General features: G+C 39.5%; 19 protein-coding genes and 2 tRNA genes. 17 read left to right on the top strand and 4 right to left on the bottom strand.

Annotated elements, in window-relative coordinates; genetic code table 11:
• Positions 1–56: 56 nt before the first annotated feature.
• Entirely contained in the window at positions 57–782 is a 726-nt protein-coding gene (gene recO, locus HMPREF0669_RS07200; RefSeq protein WP_009228141.1) for a DNA repair protein RecO, read from the bottom strand.
• Positions 783–1,316: 534 nt separating this feature from the next.
• Here recO and HMPREF0669_RS10270 point away from each other — a divergent pair.
• The 4 genes from HMPREF0669_RS10270 (at position 1,317) to HMPREF0669_RS07185 (ending at position 3,191) form a co-directional block, all read left to right on the top strand.
• Positions 1,317–1,388, top strand: a tRNA-Glu gene (locus HMPREF0669_RS10270).
• A 29-nt stretch (positions 1,389–1,417) separates the two neighbouring features.
• Positions 1,418–1,672, top strand: a complete 255-nt coding sequence (gene rpsT, locus HMPREF0669_RS07195) for a 30S ribosomal protein S20 (protein WP_009228142.1) — start codon at positions 1,418–1,420, stop codon at positions 1,670–1,672.
• A gap of 198 nt (positions 1,673–1,870) precedes the next feature.
• Positions 1,871–2,539, top strand: coding sequence for a uracil-DNA glycosylase (gene ung, locus HMPREF0669_RS07190; RefSeq protein ID WP_009228143.1), 669 nt, complete (start codon positions 1,871–1,873; stop codon positions 2,537–2,539).
• Positions 2,540–2,600: 61 nt separating this feature from the next.
• The gene (locus HMPREF0669_RS07185; RefSeq protein WP_009228144.1) at positions 2,601–3,191 is read left to right on the top strand and encodes a DUF3109 family protein; all 591 of its coding nucleotides are present in this window, start codon (positions 2,601–2,603) and stop codon (positions 3,189–3,191) included.
• Between the two features lie 188 nt (positions 3,192–3,379).
• Here HMPREF0669_RS07185 and HMPREF0669_RS07180 read toward each other — a convergent pair whose 3' ends face one another.
• Complete coding sequence (locus HMPREF0669_RS07180; RefSeq protein WP_009228145.1) at positions 3,380–3,913, bottom strand: NUDIX domain-containing protein; 534 nt, start codon at positions 3,911–3,913, stop codon at positions 3,380–3,382.
• A gap of 88 nt (positions 3,914–4,001) precedes the next feature.
• Here HMPREF0669_RS07180 and HMPREF0669_RS07175 point away from each other — a divergent pair, with 88 nt between their 5' ends.
• The 13 genes from HMPREF0669_RS07175 (at position 4,002) to HMPREF0669_RS07115 (ending at position 19,444) form a co-directional block, all read left to right on the top strand.
• On the top strand, positions 4,002–4,826 hold the full coding sequence (locus tag HMPREF0669_RS07175) for an alpha/beta hydrolase (protein WP_009228146.1): 825 nt from the start codon (positions 4,002–4,004) through the stop codon (positions 4,824–4,826).
• Positions 4,827–4,997: 171 nt separating this feature from the next.
• Complete coding sequence (locus tag HMPREF0669_RS07170; protein WP_009228147.1) at positions 4,998–6,287, top strand: histidine-type phosphatase; 1,290 nt, start codon at positions 4,998–5,000, stop codon at positions 6,285–6,287.
• Positions 6,288–6,477: 190 nt separating this feature from the next.
• Positions 6,478–6,945: a ribosome assembly cofactor RimP gene (rimP, locus tag HMPREF0669_RS07165; RefSeq protein ID WP_009228149.1), complete on the top strand. Its 468-nt coding sequence runs from the start codon at positions 6,478–6,480 to the stop codon at positions 6,943–6,945.
• A 5-nt stretch (positions 6,946–6,950) separates the two neighbouring features.
• On the top strand, positions 6,951–8,216 hold the full coding sequence (gene nusA / locus HMPREF0669_RS07160; RefSeq protein WP_009228150.1) for a transcription termination factor NusA: 1,266 nt from the start codon (positions 6,951–6,953) through the stop codon (positions 8,214–8,216).
• Between the two features lie 88 nt (positions 8,217–8,304).
• A complete protein-coding gene (gene infB / locus HMPREF0669_RS07155; RefSeq protein ID WP_009228151.1) occupies positions 8,305–11,163 on the top strand; it encodes a translation initiation factor IF-2 in 2,859 nt (952 codons plus the stop codon).
• A gap of 103 nt (positions 11,164–11,266) precedes the next feature.
• Positions 11,267–12,721, top strand: coding sequence for a Fe-S cluster assembly protein SufB (gene sufB, locus HMPREF0669_RS07150; protein ID WP_009228152.1), 1,455 nt, complete (start codon positions 11,267–11,269; stop codon positions 12,719–12,721).
• A 28-nt stretch (positions 12,722–12,749) separates the two neighbouring features.
• A complete protein-coding gene (locus HMPREF0669_RS07145) occupies positions 12,750–13,523 on the top strand; it encodes a hypothetical protein (protein ID WP_020967293.1) in 774 nt (257 codons plus the stop codon).
• 12 nt (positions 13,524–13,535) lie between these two features.
• Entirely contained in the window at positions 13,536–14,291 is a 756-nt protein-coding gene (gene sufC, locus HMPREF0669_RS07140; protein ID WP_009228154.1) for a Fe-S cluster assembly ATPase SufC, read from the top strand.
• Between the two features lie 5 nt (positions 14,292–14,296).
• Positions 14,297–15,682: a Fe-S cluster assembly protein SufD gene (gene sufD / locus HMPREF0669_RS07135; protein ID WP_009228155.1), complete on the top strand. Its 1,386-nt coding sequence runs from the start codon at positions 14,297–14,299 to the stop codon at positions 15,680–15,682.
• Positions 15,683–15,820: 138 nt separating this feature from the next.
• The gene (locus tag HMPREF0669_RS07130; protein ID WP_009228157.1) at positions 15,821–17,035 is read left to right on the top strand and encodes an aminotransferase class V-fold PLP-dependent enzyme; all 1,215 of its coding nucleotides are present in this window, start codon (positions 15,821–15,823) and stop codon (positions 17,033–17,035) included.
• Between the two features lie 63 nt (positions 17,036–17,098).
• Complete coding sequence (locus tag HMPREF0669_RS07125) at positions 17,099–17,743, top strand: ribonuclease HII (protein ID WP_009228158.1); 645 nt, start codon at positions 17,099–17,101, stop codon at positions 17,741–17,743.
• Between the two features lie 129 nt (positions 17,744–17,872).
• Positions 17,873–17,946 (top strand) — tRNA-Ile (locus HMPREF0669_RS07120).
• A 370-nt stretch (positions 17,947–18,316) separates the two neighbouring features.
• Positions 18,317–19,444 (top strand): leucine-rich repeat domain-containing protein, encoded by a 1,128-nt coding sequence (locus tag HMPREF0669_RS07115; RefSeq protein WP_009228159.1) that lies wholly within the window; start codon positions 18,317–18,319, stop codon positions 19,442–19,444.
• Between the two features lie 300 nt (positions 19,445–19,744).
• Here the strand turns inward: HMPREF0669_RS07115 and HMPREF0669_RS07105 are convergent, their stop codons facing one another.
• Positions 19,745–21,091 (bottom strand): TIGR00341 family protein, encoded by a 1,347-nt coding sequence (locus HMPREF0669_RS07105; RefSeq protein ID WP_020967290.1) that lies wholly within the window; start codon positions 21,089–21,091, stop codon positions 19,745–19,747.
• Between the two features lie 226 nt (positions 21,092–21,317).
• Positions 21,318–21,821 (bottom strand): anaerobic ribonucleoside-triphosphate reductase activating protein, encoded by a 504-nt coding sequence (gene nrdG / locus HMPREF0669_RS07100; RefSeq protein ID WP_009228162.1) that lies wholly within the window; start codon positions 21,819–21,821, stop codon positions 21,318–21,320.
• Positions 21,822–21,838 lie beyond the last annotated feature (17 nt).

The following is a 21,838-nucleotide window of genomic DNA, read 5'->3' as shown; positions in this document are numbered from 1 at the left end:
AAGGTGGGAAAGAAAGGTAAACGGGGTGCGGTGCAAAGACAACTCGGGTGGGTGGTTTATCGCATGATGTCTTTCAACACTTGTAGCGATTTAAGCTCCGCAAAGGTGGGGAGGTGCAATTTATAATAATTCAAAATGATATCTGTACAGCGGTTTCTTTGCTCATGCGACATCTCAAATAAGTGCATGGTGTTATAGTTCGAACGGAGCAATTGATACATGGCAATAGAGTCTGTTGGCGTGAGATAGTCGGCATGTATAGGCGAATATTCTTCAAAACAGCCCGTTCTCAAATTAAAAATACAACCCTCATTAAAACCTTCAGTGTTGGGATAGAAACCAATGAAACGTGTGAGTTTGATCATAAATACAAGGTGAAAGTTGGCAAAAGAGCTCGTGCAGCCATCTAACCACAAAAGTCCTGCCTCGATATAGTTGTGCAAAAGGGCGGTTTGCGCTTCGCTTTTGGTGGCGTGATACAGAAATTCTGCCACGAAAAGAGCAATACTACACTTGAAAGGATCAAAGAAAATCGAATTAAAAGGATGAGCTATTTTGATGTCATTCAACTTCTGTAAGCCCACATTCTCACGATAGTCGAAAGCAAGTTCGAGTAAGGTAAGGGGCTGAAAAAACTGTCGTTTAGTAGCACTAGAACCCTTTTTGCCCACTCGAACAATAAAACTGATACGTCCTAATTGCTCAGTTAGCATGTCGACAATCATTTGATTATCTTTGTATTTGAATGAGTGTAGAACAATAGCAGATGTGTTTGTGAGCATAAAATGGGGGTTTTGGGTTGTTATGAGAGAACTTGTTGAATGTTGTTTCGCCCTTTTTATAAGGTAATCTGTTGGTGTATGGTGCTAAATGGGTGAGTGTTTTATAATAAATACGTGTGTATCTATAAATAAGAACATGCGTGTGTGTGAAAGAGAAAAGGTGCTTTTAAGAGCCGTTCGTGCGCTTTGGGGGAACATTATCGCTTCTGTTGAATCGTGCAATTGCTATTTCTTTCCCCGTATTTCTTCCTTTTAACATCTAATTCCTACCATTGTAGCTTAACAATGTTTTGTTTTGTCTTTCATCCTACCTTATATTATAATAAAAAAGGTTGCAAAATTACGATTTTGTATTGATGCACTTTATTCTTGATTGATATGCATAAATGATGCAAATTCAGCCTAAAAGGATAGAAATAGACCCATTTTAACCACAAAAGTATAAAAAAATCGTGTCTTTAGAAAAAATATTTTGTAAAACATTTGGTATTTAAATAAATTGTTGTACCTTTGCAACCGCAAATCAAAACTTATGGTCCCTTCGTCTATCGGTTAGGACGAGAGATTTTCATTCTCTAAAGAGGAGTTCGACTCTCCTAGGGACTACGATAATAAAATAAAAGCAATAGATAAAGATGGCAAATCATAAATCGGCGTTAAAGAGAATCCGTCAAACTAAAACTCGCACATTGCATAATCGTTATTATGCAAAGACAATGCGCAACGCTGTGCGTAAATTGCGTGCATTAACAGATAAAGAAGAAGCTCTAAAGCTTTATCCTGTTGTTCAAGCAATGTTGGATAAGCTTGCTAAAACAAATATCATACACAAGAATAAAGCTTCAAATATTAAGTCAAGTTTGGCTGCTCACGTAGAAAGTCTTGCTTAATTAGCTATTATGTATGAATAATATAGGGAGTCACAAGCATATCGCTTGCGACTCTTTTATTTTTTATTACCTTTCAGTCTGATGACAGTTGCATTTTAACTTGATGCGAGTTGCAGTTCAAATTAGTGTGAGTTATCTTTCAAAGTTTTACCACATTGAAGAAGAAGAAAGCTCATTTGGAATAAAAAGATAGAGAAAATGGTTGACGTAAAGATGGAACCCAGTTGGAAAGAGGTGCTAAAAAGCGAGTTAGAAGCACCTTATTTTGAGCGTTTAACCAATGCGGTTAAGCTCGAATATAAAACAAATCGTTGCTTTCCTGCAGGTCGCAACATATTCAGAGCCTTTGACTTGTGTCCGTTTAACGATGTGAAAGTGGTGATATTAGGGCAAGATCCTTACCACGAAATAGGACAGGCTCACGGTTTAAGTTTCTCAGTTCAAGAAGGAATAGCCATGCCCCCATCTCTCATCAATATATTTAAAGAGTTGAAGAACGATATTGGAAAAGAGTTACCAGCAAACGGAGATCTAACCCATTGGGCAGAGCAAGGCGTGTTATTGCTCAACTCAACCCTCACGGTTCGTGCGCATCAGGCAGCGAGTCATCAAAACATTGGTTGGGAATCCTTCACCGATGCCGCAATAAAAGCATTGAGTGTTCACCGCAACAATCTGGTTTTTATGCTCTGGGGAGGCTTTGCACGTCGCAAGAAAGTCTTTATCGACACCACCAAACATTTTGTGTTAGAGAGCGTTCACCCATCACCTTTGTCTGCAAATCGTGGCGGTTGGTTTGGAAATCACCATTTTTCGCAAGCCAATAACTACCTCATTAGCTGCGGATTAAAGCCCATCGAGTGGTAAAGTTATAGCCATAGTCCACGCAAAGCGATATTTCATTATACAAAAGTCAGAAAACATTATGATGTCGATTATACAAGTAGGAAATGTTTTATTATCATCAGATATAATAACAGAGTGTTTTTGTTGCGATTTAGACGCCTGCAAAGGAATCTGTTGTATAGAAGGTGATGCAGGAGCACCCGTCCTTTTTGAAGAGATAGCACCCCTCGAAGAAGTTACTGAGATAGCTTGGAGTGAGCTTTCGGCACAGGCACAGGCACAAATAGACAAGCAAGGCGTTGTGTATACCGATAGAGATGGCGACCTTGTAACCTCTATTGTCAACAATAAAGATTGCGTGTTTACCTGCTATGAAAATGGAACTTGTTTGTGTGCGCTCGAGCGTTTATATCGAAAAGGAAAGACATCGTTTTGCAAACCCATATCATGTAGCTTGTATCCCATTCGTGAAAAGCGATTCAGCAACGACCTCGTAGGTTTGAATTATCATCGTTGGGACGTGTGTAAAGACGCAGTAAAGAAAGGAAAAGAGTTACAACTGCCCATTTACAAGTTCTTAAAAGACCCACTCATACGTCGCTTTGGTGAGCAATGGTATAGCGAATTAGAAGAAGTGGCAAGTGAAGTTTTAAAAGAAAAGAATAATCCCTAGTAAACAATAGTCTACTAGGGATTATTTATTTCCTATTCTTTTGCGTTTCAATTGCATTGCTTTTAGCATGTAAAATCAATGCAATTGCAGTGTAATGTCAATGCTTTTGAAAAGCAGATGCAAAACAATCAAAATCAACGTATTATCTTTTGATTGTCAAGCTGTTGTCTAATAAAAATAGAATTTCCTTATTTCAATAACTCACAACCTTGTTTCAATAACATCGAAAGAGCCTTTCTAATAGATCGAAGGGCAAATTGTTCGGTGTGAATCTCGGTCAAAGGAAGCCAAAAACACTCGTCGGCATCATCGTCGGCACTAAGCGTTGTTGTGTCTTTAACGCTGCAAATGAAGAATGAATCGAGTGTAGGAATGTCGAAATTGCTGTAAGTGTATTTATTAGGAAGACTGAATAAATAGCGAGAAGTGGTGACTTCGAGAGCTGTTTCCTCTTTAATCTCTCGCTTAATAGTCTCTTCTATTGATTCATGCATATCGGCAAAGCCTCCAGGAAGGTCTAACATTCCCTTGCCAGGGTTGTGCTTTCTTCGCAAAACCAATAGCTCTTTTTGGTCGTTAAAGATAAAAGCTGCGGCAGCACTACTAGGGTTTAAGTAGTATTCAAAACCACAATCGGCACATTTTTTACTTTTTTTATCCTGTATTTCAAAATGATCTTTGCCACAAATGGGGCAATAATTAAATTTCTCTAATGGGTGCATCTTTATTCGCTTCGTTAAATAGTAGAATGCAATATTACAAAAAATATACTATCTTTGCAAAAGAATAAGCTAATAATAGAAGTAAAAGATGAAAGTTAAAAGACTGATTTTAAGTTGCGCAATGTTTTTAACTTGTTGTGCAATGAATGCTCAAAAGACCTTTGAATATAATCTTTGGAATGATAGAACACCTAATAGTAATGGATTACAAAACGACACTGCAAAGGTGAAAGTGTTTCTTCCAGATGCTAAAAAGGCAACAGGACGTGCTGTTTTGATTATGCCTGGAGGTGGATACGAATATCTTTCGATGGATTCAGAGGGTACAGATTGGGCTCCATTCTTTAACCATATGGGTGTGGCAGCAATTGTTTTGAAGTATCGTTTGCCTAAAGGTAACCCCGAGATTCCTGTTTCTGATGCCGAGGAGGCTATGAAGTTGATTAGAAAGAAGGCTGCGCAATGGCACATAGATCCTAATAATGTGGGTGTGGTTGGATTTTCTGCAGGTGGCCATTTGGCGTCTGTTATTGCCACAAAAAGCAACGTTGAGGCTCGACCTAACTTTCAAATACTTTTCTATCCCGTTATTACTATGATTCCAGGTTACACACATCAAGGTTCACACGATAACTTCTTGGGTAGCTCTGCACGTAAAAAAGACGAACGAGATTATAGTACCGATATGCAAGTAAACCGCAATACCCCTCGTGGATTGATTATTCTTAGCGATGATGACAGTTCAGTTGCGCCAGCAAATGGTGTGAACTATTATAACGAACTCTATCGTCACGATGTGCCAGCATCGCTCTTTGTGTTTCCAGATGGAGGTCATGGATGGGGAATGCGTCCACGTTTTAAATATCAACCAGAAATGTTACTACTCATCAAGTCGTGGCTTTCTAGTTTCTAAAGATATTCCTTGCAATAGCAGTCTTGCTCTAATGTGAGATTGCTATTTGCTTTTTTGACATAGGAAGAACATTAAACAACCTTATAAGAAGAGACGTTTCGTTGCTCCAAGTAGACATTAAGAAAAAAGAAACATTATTTTATTATTTATCTAATCTAAACATATCTCAAAATGAAGAAAATACTTTTAATTGCCATTGCATCGCTTTTTGTGAGCAAGACACTTTTTGCTCAAGACGTGAAAAGCGAGATTATTGCAAACAAAAGCCTAAGTGCAAGTAACTCATTGGCTTATCCTATGCCAAAAAATACAAAAGATACGCCCGCTCCAAAGGGTTATAAACCTTGCTATCTCAGTCATTATGGCAGACATGGTTCACGTTTTATTATTGATAAAAACGATTATCTTAAACCTCTCGACTTATTCTTAAAAGCCGATGCACAGCACCTATTGACACCCAAAGGATGTGAAGTGCTCGAGAAATGGAAAAAGATAGAGTTAGAAAGTCGTGATCGTTACGGCGAACTTACAGACTTAGGTGCTCGTCAGCATCAAGAAATTGCAGAACGTATGTATCGTCGTTTCCCCATGATATTTAGCGATTCTAGTTGCATCGAGGCAAAAAGTACTGTTGTAATTCGTTGCATCTTGTCGATGGAAAACGAACTTTTGAAGTTCGCAACGCTTAATCCTCGTCTTAAAATGAAGCACGATGCAAGTTATCACGACATGTATTATATGAACTTAAACGATAGCGTTTTGTTCTCGAAAAGAAAACCTAAAGAGGTGAAAAACCTAATTGATAACTGGGAAAATAGCAATATTCACCCACAACGTTGCATACAACAATTGTTTACCGACACCACTTTTGTAGCGAAAGAGATGGGTGTACTCAAGTTGTATCTCACCCTTTTTAGAGTGGCAAGCATTCTTCAAAATTCAGAAGTAGGTAATAGTGTAAGCCTATTAGATCTCTTTACCAACGATGAGCTTTATGCCCTTTGGCAACGAAATAACATACATTGGTATTTCACAAGCGGTCCTTCGCCCCAAAATGGTGGTATGCAACCTTTCTCTCAACGCAATCTTTTAAAGAATATTATGCACCAAGCCGATAGCTGTTTGCAGTTGAAACATCCAGGTGCAACACTTCGTTTTGGACACGAAACAATAGTATTGCCACTTGTTTGCTTGTTAGGTATTAACGGACATGACAAACAAATAGATTCGATAGATAAGCTAGAGCAAGAAGGTTGGGTGAATTATAGAATATTTCCAATGGCAGCAAACGTTCAATTGGTGTTCTATCGTCGTTCAGAAAACGATAAAGATGTTCTAGTGAAAGTACTTCTAAATGAGCAAGAAGCAACACTTCCGCTACCCACAAAACATGCTCCTTATTATCGTTGGAACGACTTTAAAAACTATTATAACGCAAAGTTGAAGAGCTTTAAGCCCTAAAAGACATAGAAATTAAAAGTATAAGATCTATAATTCTTATGTAGAAAAGAATGAAATAAGTAACGAAAAAGTTGTATAACTCATTTCTTTTCACTAATTTTGCATCGTTCAGTGGAATGAGAGGCTCACATATTGAGCTTCTCATTCTTGTTTTAAGGAATAAAGGAAAGAACGAATTAACAACAAATTTATGATCGATAAAAATGTCGTAAAGCAACTAGTAGAACAATGGTTGCAAGATAAAGACTACTTCTTGGTAGGCATTGAAGTGAGTAATGATGACCGAGTGGTAGTTGAAATAGATCATTCTGAAGGAGTTTGGATTGAAGACTGTGTAGCACTTAGTAAGTTTATAGAAGATCACATGAGCAAAGATGAGGTCGATTATGAACTTGAAGTAGGTTCTGCAGGATTGGGTCAGCCTTTTAAAGTGCCACAACAATACATCAACTTTATAGGTAAAGAGGTGGAAGTGTTAGACGCAGATGGCAGAAAAGTAAAAGGCTTGCTTAAAAGTGTTGAAGGAACTGCATTTGTGGTGACCGTTAAAGAAAAGGTGAAAGTCGAAGGAAAGAAACGTCCTGTGTTGCAAGATGTAGATCATACCTACGACATGAATAAAGTGAAATATACAAAATACTTAATAAGTTTCAAATAAAAGCTATGGTAGCAAGAAAGAAAGAAGAAGAGTCGATGAGCATGATCGACACCTTTAAAGAGTTTAAAGATACCAAAAATATCGATCGTGCAACTCTTGTTAGCGTTCTAGAAGAAAGCTTCCGCAATGTACTTGCAAAGCTATTCGGTAGCGATGAGAACTTCGATGTTATCGTGAATCCAGATAAAGGCGATTTTGAAATCTATCGAAATCGTGTAGTTGTGGCTAATGGAGAAGTGAGCGACGAAAACAAAGAAATTGCTTTAAACGATGCAATTAAGATCGAACCCGACTATGAAGTGGGCGAAGAAGTGTCTGAAAGAGTAAATTTCGCAGGTTTCGGACGTCGTGCCATCTTAAATTTACGTCAAACATTAGCCTCAAAAGTATTAGAACTAGAACACGATGCCTTGTATAATAAATATAAAGACCGTGTAGGTCAAATTATTTCTGCAGAGGTTTATCAAGTTTGGAAACGTGAAGTGCTTTTGGTAGATGATGAAAATAACGAATTGAAACTACCTAAGTCAGAGCAAATCCCTTCGGATGTTTATCGCAAAGGCGAAACAGTTCGTGCCGTGATAGCTCGTGTAGATAACGAAAATAACAACCCAAAAATATTCTTGTCTCGTACAAGTCCAATGTTCCTTGAGCGTCTTTTAGAAGCAGAAGTTCCTGAAATTAACGACGGATTGATTTCTATTAAGAAGATTGCTCGTATGCCAGGAGAACGTGCTAAAATTGCTGTTGAAAGCTATGACGAGCGCATTGATCCAGTGGGAGCATGTGTGGGAGTGAAAGGAAATCGTATTCATGGAATCGTAAGAGAGCTTTGTAACGAGAATATCGACGTAGTGAACTATACTTCAAACACCAAGTTGTTCATTCAACGAGCATTGAGTCCTGCAGTAATCAATAGTATAAACATTGACGAAGAGGCACACAAAGCAGAGGTATTCTTACAGCCAGAGCAAGTAAGTTTAGCTATTGGACGTAGTGGTTTGAATATTAAACTTGCCTCAATGCTTACAGAATATACCATAGATGTATTCCGTGAAATCAACGAAAATGAAGCAGATGAAGACATCTACTTAGATGAATTTGCTGATGAAATCGATCAATGGATTATCGATTCAATAAAGGCAATAGGCTTAGATACAGCAAAGAGCGTGCTAAGTGCACCTAGAGAAATGCTTATAGAAAAAGCCGATCTTGAAGAGGAAACAGTAGATCATGTTTTAAATGTACTTCGTGCAGAGTTTGAAGGATAATCACTTCAAACTCACTAAAACAAATAAAGGACTGTAATTTCCTTGATATATTACAAAAAGAAAATTAAAATAGAGTTTTAAGAAAAGAATGAGTATCAGATTAAACAAAGCAATACGTGAATTAAACATAGGAATGCAAACGGCAGTTGAATTCCTAGAAAAAAGAAAAGACTTGGGAGAAGTGCCTAAGGATAATGCCAACTTTAAATTAAACGAAGCACAGTATGAAGCATTGGTAGAGGCCTTTAAGCACGAAGCTGATGTGAAAAATCAAGCGGAAAAGATTTTCCCAAAGAAACAAAAAGAAAAGAAACGTGCTGCAGTAGACGAGGAAACCCGTGGTGAAGATTTGTTGCAATCTACCAGTCAACAAAAATTTACACCGCTAGGAAAAATCGATCTTGATGGTGTTGAGAAGAAAACATCATCAAAACAGTCTGTAGCTCAAACAGAAAAGACAAACAAAAACTCTAAGGCTACTGCCGAAAGCCAAGAAAAACAACCTTCTGTTAAAAAAGAGGTAAAACCAAAGTCTGAAGAAAAGACACATACAAAGACGAATAACCAAGAATTACATAAGACTCAGAAAGAGAGTAAAGTTCCAGTTGTAACTGAAGAAACAGAGCCTAAAAAAACTGTAGTAGCTCCTAAAGTTGAAGTTTCAGAAGAGTCAAAAGCAAAAGAAGAAGACAATAACGTGGAAACAGAAGACAAAAAAGATGGTATTTTCCAACTTAATAGTGATAGGAAAGTACTGAATGGTCCGAACGTACTAGGTAAAATTGATCTTGCAACGCTCAATCAGAATACTCGTCCTAAGAAAAAGACTAAAGAAGAACGCAAGAAAGAACGTGAAGAAAAGGCTCAACAACAAGCTGGAGAGCGTAAAAAACGAATGCGTATTAATAAAGAACGTGTTGATATTAATGCAGAAGTGAGTCAAAATGCTAATCGCAATCGCAACAATAACAACACACCTAACAATAACGCAGGCAATAAAAACAAGAAAAAGAAGAACAAACCCATTAAACCTGTTGAGGTAAATGATGAGGACGTTGCAAGACAAGTGAAAGAAACCTTGGCTCGACTAACCAACAAACAGAACCAAAACAAGAAGGGTGCGAAGTATAGAAAAGAAAAACGTGAGGCTGTTCAAGAGAAGATGAACGCTGAAGCAAATGCCGAACGTAAAGATAGCAAGACACTAAAACTAACAGAATTCGTAACTGTTAGTGAACTTGCAACAATGATGGATGTTTCAGTTAACAAAGTGATTGGAACACTGATGAGCGTCGGAATCATGGTTTCTATCAATCAACGTCTAGATGCAGAGACCATTAATCTTGTTGCAGAGGAATGTGGATTCAAAACAGAATACGTGAGCGCAGAAGTACAAGAGGCAGTAAGTGAGGAGGAAGATGATGAAAACGACCTTGTTCCACGTTCGCCAATTGTAACCGTAATGGGACACGTAGACCATGGTAAAACAAGTCTTCTCGACTATATACGCAACACCAATGTTATCGCAGGTGAGGCAGGTGGAATTACACAACATATCGGAGCGTACAACGTTCAGTTAGAAGATGGACGTCGTATTACCTTCCTAGACACTCCAGGTCACGAAGCATTTACAGCGATGCGTGCACGTGGAGCACAGGTAACCGACATCGCAATTATTATTATCTCTGCCGATGACTCTGTGATGCCTACAACAAAAGAGGCAATTGCACACGCTCAAGCTGCAAATGTTCCAATGGTATTCGCTTTGAATAAAATAGATAAGCCAGGAGCAAACCCTGACAAGATTCGTGAAGACCTATCTCAAATGAATCTATTAGTAGAGGAGTGGGGTGGTAAATACCAATCACAAGAGATCAGTGCAAAGAAAGGTATCGGTGTAGAAGAGTTGCTAGAGAAAGTTCTTTTAGAAGCAGAAATGCTAGATCTAAAGGCTAATCCAAATAGAAGAGCAACAGGTTCTATCATTGAATCATCACTAGATAAAGGACGTGGATATGTTTCTACAGTCTTAGTTAGCAATGGTACACTTAAGGTAGGTGATAATATTATCGCAGGAACACATTGGGGTCGTATCAAAGCTATGTTTAATGAGCGTAATCAACGCATACAATCTGCTGGTCCATCAGAACCCGCAATCATCCTAGGACTTAATGGTGCACCTACCGCTGGTGATACTTTCCATGTGCTAGAGACCGAGCAAGAGGTTCGAGATATTGCCAATAAGCGTGAACAACTACAACGGGAACAAGGCTTGCGTACACAAAAACGTTTAACCTTGAGCGATATCTCTCATCGTATTGCGTTGGGATCATTCAAAGAATTGAATATTCTTGTGAAGGGAGATACCGACGGTTCTGTTGAAGCATTGAGCGATTCGTTCTTGAAGATGTCTACCGAAAAGATAAAGGTAAATGTAATCTACAAGGCTGTTGGACAGATTTCAGAGAGCGATGTGACTCTTGCAGACGCTAGTGACGCTATTATTGTAGGATTCCAAGTGCGTCCTTCAGCAGCAGCACGTAGACAAGCAGAGAACGCAGGTGTTGAAATCAATACCTATTCTGTTATATACGATGCTATTGACGACGTGAAGAAGGCAATGGAAGGTATGTTGGAAAAGGTGAAGAAAGAGGTAGTTACAGGACAAGTAGAAGTGCGTGAGGTTTACAATATCTCTAAAGTTGGAACTGTTGCAGGTGCCCTTGTTACTGAAGGAAAAGTGCATCGCACAGACAAAGCACGTGTTGTTCGTGACGGAATCGTTGTTCACACCGCTCCAATCAATGCGCTAAAACGATATAAAGATGATGTGAAAGATGTTGCAGCAAACTTTGAATGTGGTATAAGTCTTACAAACTTTAACGATATTCGAGTTGGTGACATCCTTGAAACATTCATGGAAATAGAGGTACAACAAACCTTATAGTAACAATTGTTACCATATAGTATTGTGGTATGCAATTTGTTATAAAAAGAAAAGGGACGATCTTCGGGTCGTCCCTCTAACGGATAACACAATATATAATTGTATGGAAGGACAAGAACAACAAAAAAATGAATACGTTAGAAGTGTTGCCGAGCGCAAATATGAGTTCGGCTTTACTACTGATGTACATACAGATATCATTCCAAAGGGCTTAAACGAAGAGGTTGTTCGTTTGATTTCGCACAAGAAAAACGAACCCGAATGGCTTTTGGAATTTCGTCTTAAGGCTTTCGAGCATTGGAAAACAATGAAGCAACCAACGTGGGCGCATATTGATTTGCCAGAGATCGATTATCAAGCCATATCATATTATGCCGACCCAATGGCAAAAAAGCCAGCAGGAGATGGTAAAATAGACCCGGAACTAGAGAAAACATTCGACAAACTTGGTATTCCTTTAGAAGAAAGGCTAATACTTAGTGGAGTTGCTGTAGATGCAATTATGGACTCTGTCTCTGTTAAAACAACCTTCAAAGAGAAGCTTGCAGAGAAAGGAGTCATCTTTTCGTCTATAGGAGAGGCTGTTCAAGAGCACCCAGAGCTCATCAAAGAATACCTTGGAACAGTTGTTCCTTATCGTGATAACTTCTTTGCTGCGTTGAATAGTGCAGTCTTTAGTGATGGATCTTTTGTGTATATACCCAAAGGAGTGCGCTGTCCTATGGAGCTAAGTAGCTATTTTAGAATCAATGCTCGCAACACAGGACAGTTCGAAAGAACTCTCATCGTGGCAGAAGACGATAGCTATGTAAGTTATTTGGAAGGCTGTACGGCACCTATGCGAGATGAAAATCAGCTTCATGCTGCCATTGTTGAGATTATTATTAAAGACAATGCAGAAGTGAAATACTCAACCGTTCAGAACTGGTATCCAGGCGATGAGAACGGGAAAGGTGGTGTGTTTAACCTTGTAACCAAGCGTGGTGATCTTCGAGGAGTGAACTCTAAGCTCTCTTGGACACAAGTAGAAACAGGTAGTGCCATCACTTGGAAGTATCCATCTTGCATACTTCGAGGCGATAACTCACAAGCAGAGTTCTATAGTGTGGCTGTTACTAACAACTATCAACAAGCAGATACGGGTACAAAGATGATACACATGGGTAAGAACACCAAGAGTACTATCATCTCAAAAGGAATCAGTGCAGGACACAGTCAGAACTCTTATCGAGGTCTTGTGCGTGCTACTCCCAATGCAGATAACGCCCGCAACTATAGCTCTTGCGATAGTTTATTGCTCGGAGACAAGTGCGGTGCGCACACATTCCCATATATGGACATTCACAACGACTCAGCAGTTATTGAGCACGAGGCAACAACAAGTAAGATTGGAGAAGACCAATTGCTTTATTGTAATCAGCGAGGAATCCCCACAGAGCAGGCTATTGGCTTGATAGTTAACGGCTATGCGAAAGAAGTTTTGAATAAACTTCCAATGGAATTTGCTGTTGAAGCTCAGAAACTCTTGTCGGTATCATTAGAAGGAACAGTAGGATAAACAGATAAAAAGAACATTCAGTAAGATTATGTCAGCACGTCTTTCTCGTCTCATCGCTTTCTTCTTCATGCTGTTCAGCAACTCAATAGCTTCGGCAGAAGATTACAATAACCCCTACAATTTCTCAGTAGAGATCGGTGGAGGACTTCTTTTTGCGCCTCGAATGAAGGCAGATAATGGCACGAAAGACGTTTGGACAAATCATAACTTTGCTGGTTTTGTAAAGGGAATGTCCTTTAAGTTACGTGGAGAATATTACATTCCATCGACTAACTTTTCTATCAAAGGAGGAATAGAGAACGAGAGTTTTCAGATACAAGATAGCTATGTCAGCGAGCCTTTAAAACAAATTATGTTAGGAGGTCGCTACTATCCCATTGGAATGTCAAAGGTGTTTCGACCTTATGTGGGCTTCGACACCTATTATAACATAGGAAGAAAGAGAACCGAAGATTTCGTTTATCAGTCAGAAGGAGCCTATTTACCAGGATATTCGCAACATAGCATTCTGCAATATCCTCGTTTCAGCGTCTCACCCGTATTGGGAACAGACATCGCAATGTCTAAAAGTCTCTCGATAGGCTTGGAATATGGCTATCGATTAGGCTTGAGTTCAAAAGTGCAAACCAACGTTCAAGCAAAGAAGACAGTACCCCCAACGCCCTTCAGTGCACCTTTGCATCGACACTCTATTGCCGTAACACTGAAAGTTTCATTCCCATTCACTCTAGAAGATGTAGACTTATTTACATTGTTTGATCTATTCGATTATAAGAGAATAAAAGAAAAAATAAGATACTAAACACAACAATATATGTTAGAAGTAAAGAATCTTCATGCCAATATAGGCGAAAAAGAAATATTAAGAGGCATCAACCTCACAGTAAAAGATGGCGAAACACACGCTATTATGGGTCCTAATGGATCAGGAAAGAGTACACTTAGTGCCGTTTTAGTGGGCAATCCTTTGTTCGAAGTAACCGAAGGTTCTGCCACATATAATGGCAAAGATCTTCTTGAAATGAAGCCCGAAGATCGTGCAAACGAAGGTCTTTTCCTTTCATTTCAGTATCCAGTAGAGATTCCAGGCGTATCAATGACCAACTTCATGCGTGCTGCTATCAATGAAAAACGTAAGTATCAAGGCAAAGAACCTTTGAATGCTGCCGACTTTTTGAAGCTGATGCGTGAGAAAAGAGCAATCGTTGAGCTCGACTCTAAGCTATCAAACAGAAGTGTGAACGAAGGCTTTAGTGGTGGAGAGAAGAAGCGTAACGAGATCTTTCAAATGGCAATGCTCGAGCCAACACTACGCATCTTAGACGAAACCGACTCGGGTTTGGACGTTGATGCTTTGCGTATTGTGGCAGAAGGAGTCAACAAGTTGAAGACACCAGAAACCAGTACGATAGTCATTACGCACTATGATCGATTGCTCGATATCATCAAACCCGATGTTATTCACGTGCTTTACAAAGGTCGTATCGTGAAAACAGCAGGACCAGAGCTTGCTAAACAGATTGAAGAAAGAGGTTATGACTGGATTAAAGCTGAAATAGGAGAGGAGTAATTGATATGGCATTACAACAAAGTCAATCAACTTCTGTAACAGCAAAGCAAAACAGTAGCGAGCAATATATTCAGCTTTTCGAGGCAGAACAAAATCTGCTTTGTCAGAATAGTGCTCCTGCAATGAATGCAAAGCGTGCAGAAGCATTGCAACATTTTAAGCAATTAGGTATCCCGCAACGCAAAGACGAGCGTTATAAGTATACCGATATGCAGGCAATCTTTGCCCCCGATTATGGTTTAAACCTTCATCGTATGCCCTTTTCATTCCGCCCTGAAGAGGTATTTTCATGTGATGTCCCCAATTTAAGTACTGCTGTTTATTTCTTAATGAACGACGTTTTCGATGTCAACTCATTGCCAAAGGGTCATCTCCCCGAAGGAGTTGTGGTTGATTCATTAAAGGAATATGCCCTAAAAAATCCCGATTTCATCGAGAAATACTATGCTAAGTTAGCCGCAACCGATAAAGATGGCATAGCAGCTTTAAACACAATGCTAGCTCAAGACGGCCTGCTTGTTTACGTACCAAAGAACACAAAGGTAGAAAAAACAATACAAGTAATTAACATCATGCGCTCTGATGTAGACCTAATGCTCAACAGACGTGTGTTGATAGTTGTAGAACCAGGAGCCGAAGTAAAGATGTTGTTCTGCGATCACACTGCTAACGACCGCAATTATCTTGCTACACAGGTGATAGAAGCATACGTAGGCGAGAATGCATCGCTCGATCTTTATTGTATGGAAGAAACCAGTTACAACAACAAACGTGTAAGTAACGCTTATTTCGACCAAGCATCTAACAGTCGACTCACACACCATGTTATCACACTTCATAACGGAGTAACTCGCAACACCACCTCTCTTCGATTCAGTGGAGAGGGTGCAGAGTGCAATCTTTATGGCTGTGTCATTGCCGATAAGCAACAACATGTAGATAATAATACGCTCATCGACCATGCAGTTCCTCATTGTACCAGCAACGAATTGTATAAATATGTGTTAGACGGACACAGCACAGGAGCCTTTGCAGGCCGTGTTTTGGTTCAGAAAGATGCACAAAAAACATCGTCAGAAGAGCGCAACCAAAATATATGTGTCACCAAAGAAGCTCGCATGTATTCACAACCCGAGTTAGAAATATATGCCGACGACGTGAAATGTGCACATGGTTCAACAGTAGGACAGCTCAATGATGCAGCCCTATTCTATATGCGTCAGCGAGGAATCAGCGAGAAAGAGGCTAAGTTCTTGTTAGAGTTTGCCTTCATCAATGAAGTAGTAGACCAAATAAAGCTTGAGCCTTTAAGAGAGCGTTTGCATCATCTTGTAGAGAAAAGGTTCAGAGGCGAGCTTGGAACTTGCGGTAATTGTAACCTTTGTGTCTAAGTAGATATAACCCATAAAGAGTTTGTTCAAATGGCAATAGCCCTGTGCTCAAAAAGCCATTAACAAACTCTTTCTCTCTTTCTATTTGCCCATTCAGGTGCAAAATAGATTTTATTCACCTTTTATTTGTAGTTAGGTATGTATAATATAGAGGACATTAGAAAAGATTTCCCCATTCTTTCTAAAACCATTTACAATAAGCCTTTGGTGTATTTAGATAATGCAGCCACCACGCAAAAACCCCTATCGGTGATCGAAGCCATGAACAACGAGTATTTAAATGTCAACTCAAATGTTCATAGAGGCGTGCATTGGTTGTCGCAACAAGCTACCGAATTACACGAAAGTGCTCGAGAAACATTGCGAAAGTTCATCAATGCCAAGTCTACCAACGAAATTATTTTCACCCGAGGCACCACCGAAAGCATCAATCTTGTAGCCTCTTCGTTTGTCGAAGGCTTTATGAATGCAGGAGATGAGGTGATTGTTTCTGAGATGGAACACCACTCAAACATTGTTCCTTGGCAGTTGCAAATGGCACGAAAGGGCATTGCTTTGAAGGTTGCTCCTATCGACGACGAAGGCAATTTAGATATGGAAGCCTTTAAAAAGCTGTTCAGCGAGCGTACCAAGTTAGTGAGTATCGCCCATGTTAGTAATGTTCTCGGAACGGTTAATCCTATCGATGAAATCATACAATTTGCCCATTCGCAAGGCGTTCCCGTGTTAGTTGATGGCGCACAGAGTGCTCCTCACTTTGCAATAGATGTGCAAGCAATGGATTGCGACTTCTTTGCGTTGAGCGGACACAAGATGTATGGACCCACAGGAATAGGCGTTTTGTATGGAAAAGAAGAGTGGTTAGACCGCATGCCACCCTATCAAGGAGGTGGAGAGATGATCGAAACAGTTTCGTTCGATAAGGTAACGTTCGAGAAACCACCTTTGAAATTCGAGGCAGGAACACCCGATTACGTTGCAACTCACGGCTTAGCCACAGCTGTAGACTATCTGCTCGACTTGGGAATGGACAATATTCAAAAGCACGAAGCAATGCTCACAAAATACGCAATGGAGCAATTGTCAACGATAAAAGATATCCGTTTCATCGGAACACCTCGTCAAAAAGATGCTGTGGTGAGCTTCTTAGTGGGCGACATTCATCCTTTCGATTTAGGAACACTGCTCGATCGTCTTGGAATTGCTTTGCGCACAGGTCACCATTGCGCTCAACCGCTCATGCAACGCTTAGGCATTCAAGGCACAGTTCGTGCAAGTTTCGGCTTGTATAACACGAAAGAAGAGATCGATGTGTTGGTTAAAGGCATCGAACGAGTGGTTGCAATGTTCTAAAATGCGCCTAAAGTGCGTTTAAAAGGACGTTTAGCTATGTTGGCATAAAAGGTATAACGAGATATGAAAAAAGGTGATTCTAAGGAAAAGAAACCCATCCATTCGCTTCAATCGCATTATTACGATGGATTGATTGAGGCAGGTTGCGATGAGGCAGGACGTGGTTGTTTGGCTGGAAGTGTGTATGCTGCGGCGGTCATTCTACCGCAAAACTATTCGCATCCTTATCTGAATGACTCGAAACAGCTCACTGAAAAGCGCAGAATGATATTGCGAAAGGACATCGAAAAAGATGCTATTGCGTGGGCTGTGGGAGTGGTTTCTCCCGAAGAAATCGACGAAATCAATATCCTTAAAGCAAGCTTTTTGGCCATGCACAGAGCCATAGATCAACTCAAAGTGCGCCCCGAAGCCCTCATTATCGATGGCAACCGCTTCACTCCTTATCAGAATTTGCCCTATACGCCCATTGTAAAAGGCGATTCAAAGTATTTGTCTATTGCCGCAGCAAGTATTCTTGCGAAGACTTATCGAGATGAGTATATGGAGGAACTCCACAGCCAATATCCGCAATACGAATGGAGTAAGAACAAAGGTTATCCCACTGTTGCGCACCGAGAGGCGATAAAAAAATATGGAACAACGCCATTTCATCGAATGTCGTTCAATCTTTTAGGAGAAGAAAAACAGCTTTCTTTCGATTTCTAAGACCCCCAAAAGGTGGATAAACAACGCTAAAAGCGGTTCTTTTGATTAAAAATTACGGGCAGATATTTGGTTGTTTGTTTAAAATATACTACCTTTGCACGTGTAATTCTGTGTAGAATTATATTATTAGGGCTTTTAGCTCAGTTGGTTAGAGCAACAGACTCATAATCTGGAGGTCCTTGGTTCAAGCCCAAGATGGCCCACAAGCAGTTCGCAAAACATCTCTTGCGAACTGCTTTTTTTATGTTTGTTTGATATGATTTCTATGAAATGACGATGCAATAATGGTATTTATAACGGCTGTCCTCTTTTTATATACAGCATTCATAAAATGTTATTGTTCACCAATCTATAAAGAATAACGCTCTTTTAATTTAAAAAGCATCATCTTTTTATATCTTTTTGTAAGAAAGGAACATTTAATAATATGTTTTTATTTATCTTTGCAAATACTTTTATAGCGCATCTGCTCGCTATTAAAAGCTTCTTTGTTAGGAACTAATTTATAAAGGTTTAAGAAATTAAAAGCAATCAATAAACAAAAAATACTATTCATTTAATTAAAGAATTTATATGAAACAATTTTATCTTTTGCTAATCACCCTACTCGTAAGTTTATCAGCTTATGCCGAGAAATCTGGAACTTGTGGTGATAATCTACAATGGAAACTCACTGATGAAGGTGTGTTAACCATTACAGGAACAGGAGAAATGCAAGATTGGGGGGGGGATTCTCGTCCATGGCCACCATACAGTAATGTTAAGCAAGTTATAATAGGCGATGGCGTAACAACAATTGGGAAGAGGGCTTTCTCTGATTGCTCTTCTCTTACTTCCGTAACCATAGGTAATGGTGTAATAACAATTGGGTGGGGAGCTTTCTATAATTGCCCTTATCTTACTTCCGTAACCATAGGCAATGGCGTAACAACAATTGGAGGTATGGCTTTCTATCGTTGCTTTTCTCTTACTTCCGTAACCATTCCCAATAGTGTAACAACAATTGGTTCTGGTGCTTTCTCTGATTGCCGTTCTCTTACTTCGATAACCATCCCCAATAGTGTAACAACAATTGGGAATAGTGCTTTCTATGATTGCCGTTCTCTTACTTCTGTAACCATTCCTAATGGCGTAACAACAATTGGGGATTGGGCTTTTCGTGGTTGCTCTTCTCTTGCTTCGATTACCATACCCAATAGTGTAACAACAATTGGGAAGAACGCTTTCTCTGATTGCAAGGCTCTTACTTCGATTACCATACCCAATAGTGTAATGACAATTGGAAACGAGGCATTCTCTTTTTGCTCTTCTCTTACTTCCGTAACCATCCCCAATAGTGTAACAATAATTGGGGCGAAGGCTTTCTATTATTGTAACGAAATAAAGCAGATTATAAGTGAGGCAGCTATGCCGCCACTTTGTTTTAATAATGTTTTTGACTGGATTAACACAAAAGAGTGTAAACTTTTTGTGCCTAAGAATAGTATAGACGCTTATAAAAAAGCAGCTGGTTGGGGGGATTTTTTTCTTATCGAGGGTAGCACTACTGGTATTATAAACAACATTTACAATAAAATAGATAATGTAGATGTTTACACAATAGATGGAATAAAACGTTTAAGCAAAGCCAGTGTTAACGAAATAAATGCTTTACCTAAGGGCGTTTATATCATCAATGGTAAAAAGATAGTTATCAAATAATAAAATAAAAGACTAATTGCACTGGATCTCATTGTATGTCTTTCTGCATGAAAAAAACATAATGATGAGGACAGAATATGTCAAAAGAAACATTGATACAAATAAAGCAGTTCGCAAAACTTATCTTGCGAACTGCTTTATTTATGTTTGTTCGTTTCCTCTTGTCGAGCTTTTGTTCCGCCTTGTCGATAAAAAAGAATATCAATAAAAAAGGAGATGCCTCGCAATGAAGCATCTCCTTTGGGTTTTGTTGTATGTCTTTCCCCTTTAAAAACAGGGATTTTATTTCAAAAAATACTTTTACTTGCCTGTGGTAGGCTGCAAGACAAGGCGCAAGCTGTCGGCCTTTGAACGAGTTTTTAACCAGCGTTGAAGCTGTTGCTGTTCTGCTGTTGATAGCGCATTTTTATATCCCACCAATGCCAAAACATAGTGTTTGGTAGCCAAAGTGTCGGTTCGTTCCTCAGAGACAGACGACAAACTGATGGTATTTACTTGCGGACAAATAGCCTTAATCTCTTTAGAAACGTCTTTACTCAATGCCTCATAGCCCGTATATAGTTTCAGTTTATTCTCTAAACTCTTTAAATGTTCGCTTTGTGCAATGAGCTGTTCTTTTGTCTCGGATAACGATTTGCCCGACAAATCTTCTTGTTGTAGAGTGTTATCAGCTTGACTTCCTTGAATAATCACCAGTTTATAACCCTCAAGACTATATTTCTTTAGGTTTTCTTGAGCCTTTTTAATGGTATCTTTTCCAATGGGTTCGCCCACCGCTACAATACGAATAGTCTTGCTTTCGTCGTTTCTTTTGTTCGAAATAATATATGTTCCTTTCAACGTTAGCTCATTCTTAACAAATTGTTGAGTGTTGTTGTCTTGAATACTTTCACGAATAATTTGCGTGGTCATGTATGTTGCAGGAATCATTGTGAGGACAACAATGGCAATGATATATTTTCTAACGTGTTGCAAAGCGGCTGCATCTGCAAAGGCTCTACGTTGAAAACGAAGCATTCTAACGCCTATAAAGGTAGAAAGCGCAATGAATACGGTATTGATAAAGAAGAGATAAAGCGCCCCAAAGAAGAACGAATATTTTCCAACTGCAAGTCCATAACCAGCAGTACACAATGGTGGCATCAAGGCAGTAGCGATGGCAACGCCTGGAAGCACATTACCTTTGCCTTTGGTAGATAGTGCAAGAATGCCCGCAGCACCACCAAATATGGCGATGAGCACGTCGTATAAGGTGGGAGAGGTGCGTGCCAATAGCTCCGATTGAGCCTCACTAAGTGGACTAATGGTAAAGTATATTGTTGCAGTGATAACGCTTATCACTGTGGCAACAAGATAGTTTTTAACCGAGCGTTTAAGCAAATCGAAATCGTCTATGCCTACAGCTAAACCCATTCCGATGATAGGTCCCATCAAAGGAGAGATGAGCATGGCGCCTATAATCACTGCTGTTGAATTGACATTTAAGCCTAATGAAGCAATGAAGATAGCAAAAATAAGTACCCAAAGATTTGCTCCATGGAAAGTAACTCCACTGCTTATCTGCTTAATAAACTCTGTTTCGTTCTCTTTATCGGGCAACGCATTGAAATATCCCTTAATGTTTTGCCAAAGTGATTCGTTATTCATAGTTTTTCTTTTTGGTGGCAAATATACGAATAAAAATGCAGACTTGCTTCTTTTGTTTAGGGAAAAGCCAATAGCTTGTAATGCCTTTGTGCTAAAGTCTTTGCGAGGTAGCGTGGCAATAGCATTGATATTGAAAAGGAAGAAGAAAGAGATGAAAGTGGAAAGCCTTTTTGTGTGGATTAAAAAGAGTAGAGAAAGGGTGAAAACGGGGGTGAAATGTGCGTGTTTATTCAATGCCGATGTTGGGCGTCCACAACACCACTTTGTTTTGTTGGAGCGATTGTTGCACATCGATGAGGCGTTGGTTGCTACTTCCTCGGAACAATAATGATAGGTCTTTCTTGCTGTTTATAAACGGACCATCAACCAAAACGTCAATCCATTGCAATAGTTCTCGTTGCTCATTCATCTTTAAAAGCGACTCGAACACAAAGCCCGTGTAGCACCAAATGTTTTTATTGGTTTGCTGTTTAATGGCCTTTGCCAATTCAGTAAAGCCCTTTGCCTGATACATAGGGTCGCCTCCTGAGAAGGTAACATGGGCAAAAGGGTCGGCAGTAACAATCTTCATGATGTCGTTAGTGCTCATCATTGTGCCGTTGTTGATGTCCCACGATTGGGGATTATGGCACTCGTTGCAAGCATGATAACAGCCAGCACAATAGATAGAGGTGCGAAATCCAGGTCCGTCAACAGTAGTATCTTCGAGTATGTTCAATATAGAAAGCATTGATATAGGGTGGTAGG

It is taken from the genome of Prevotella sp. oral taxon 299 str. F0039 (genome assembly GCF_000163055.2).
Classification (GTDB): Bacteria; Bacteroidota; Bacteroidia; order Bacteroidales; family Bacteroidaceae; genus Prevotella.
The sequence above is the reverse complement of the archived record's forward strand: the minus strand, read 5'-3'. Positions and strand labels throughout refer to the sequence as shown.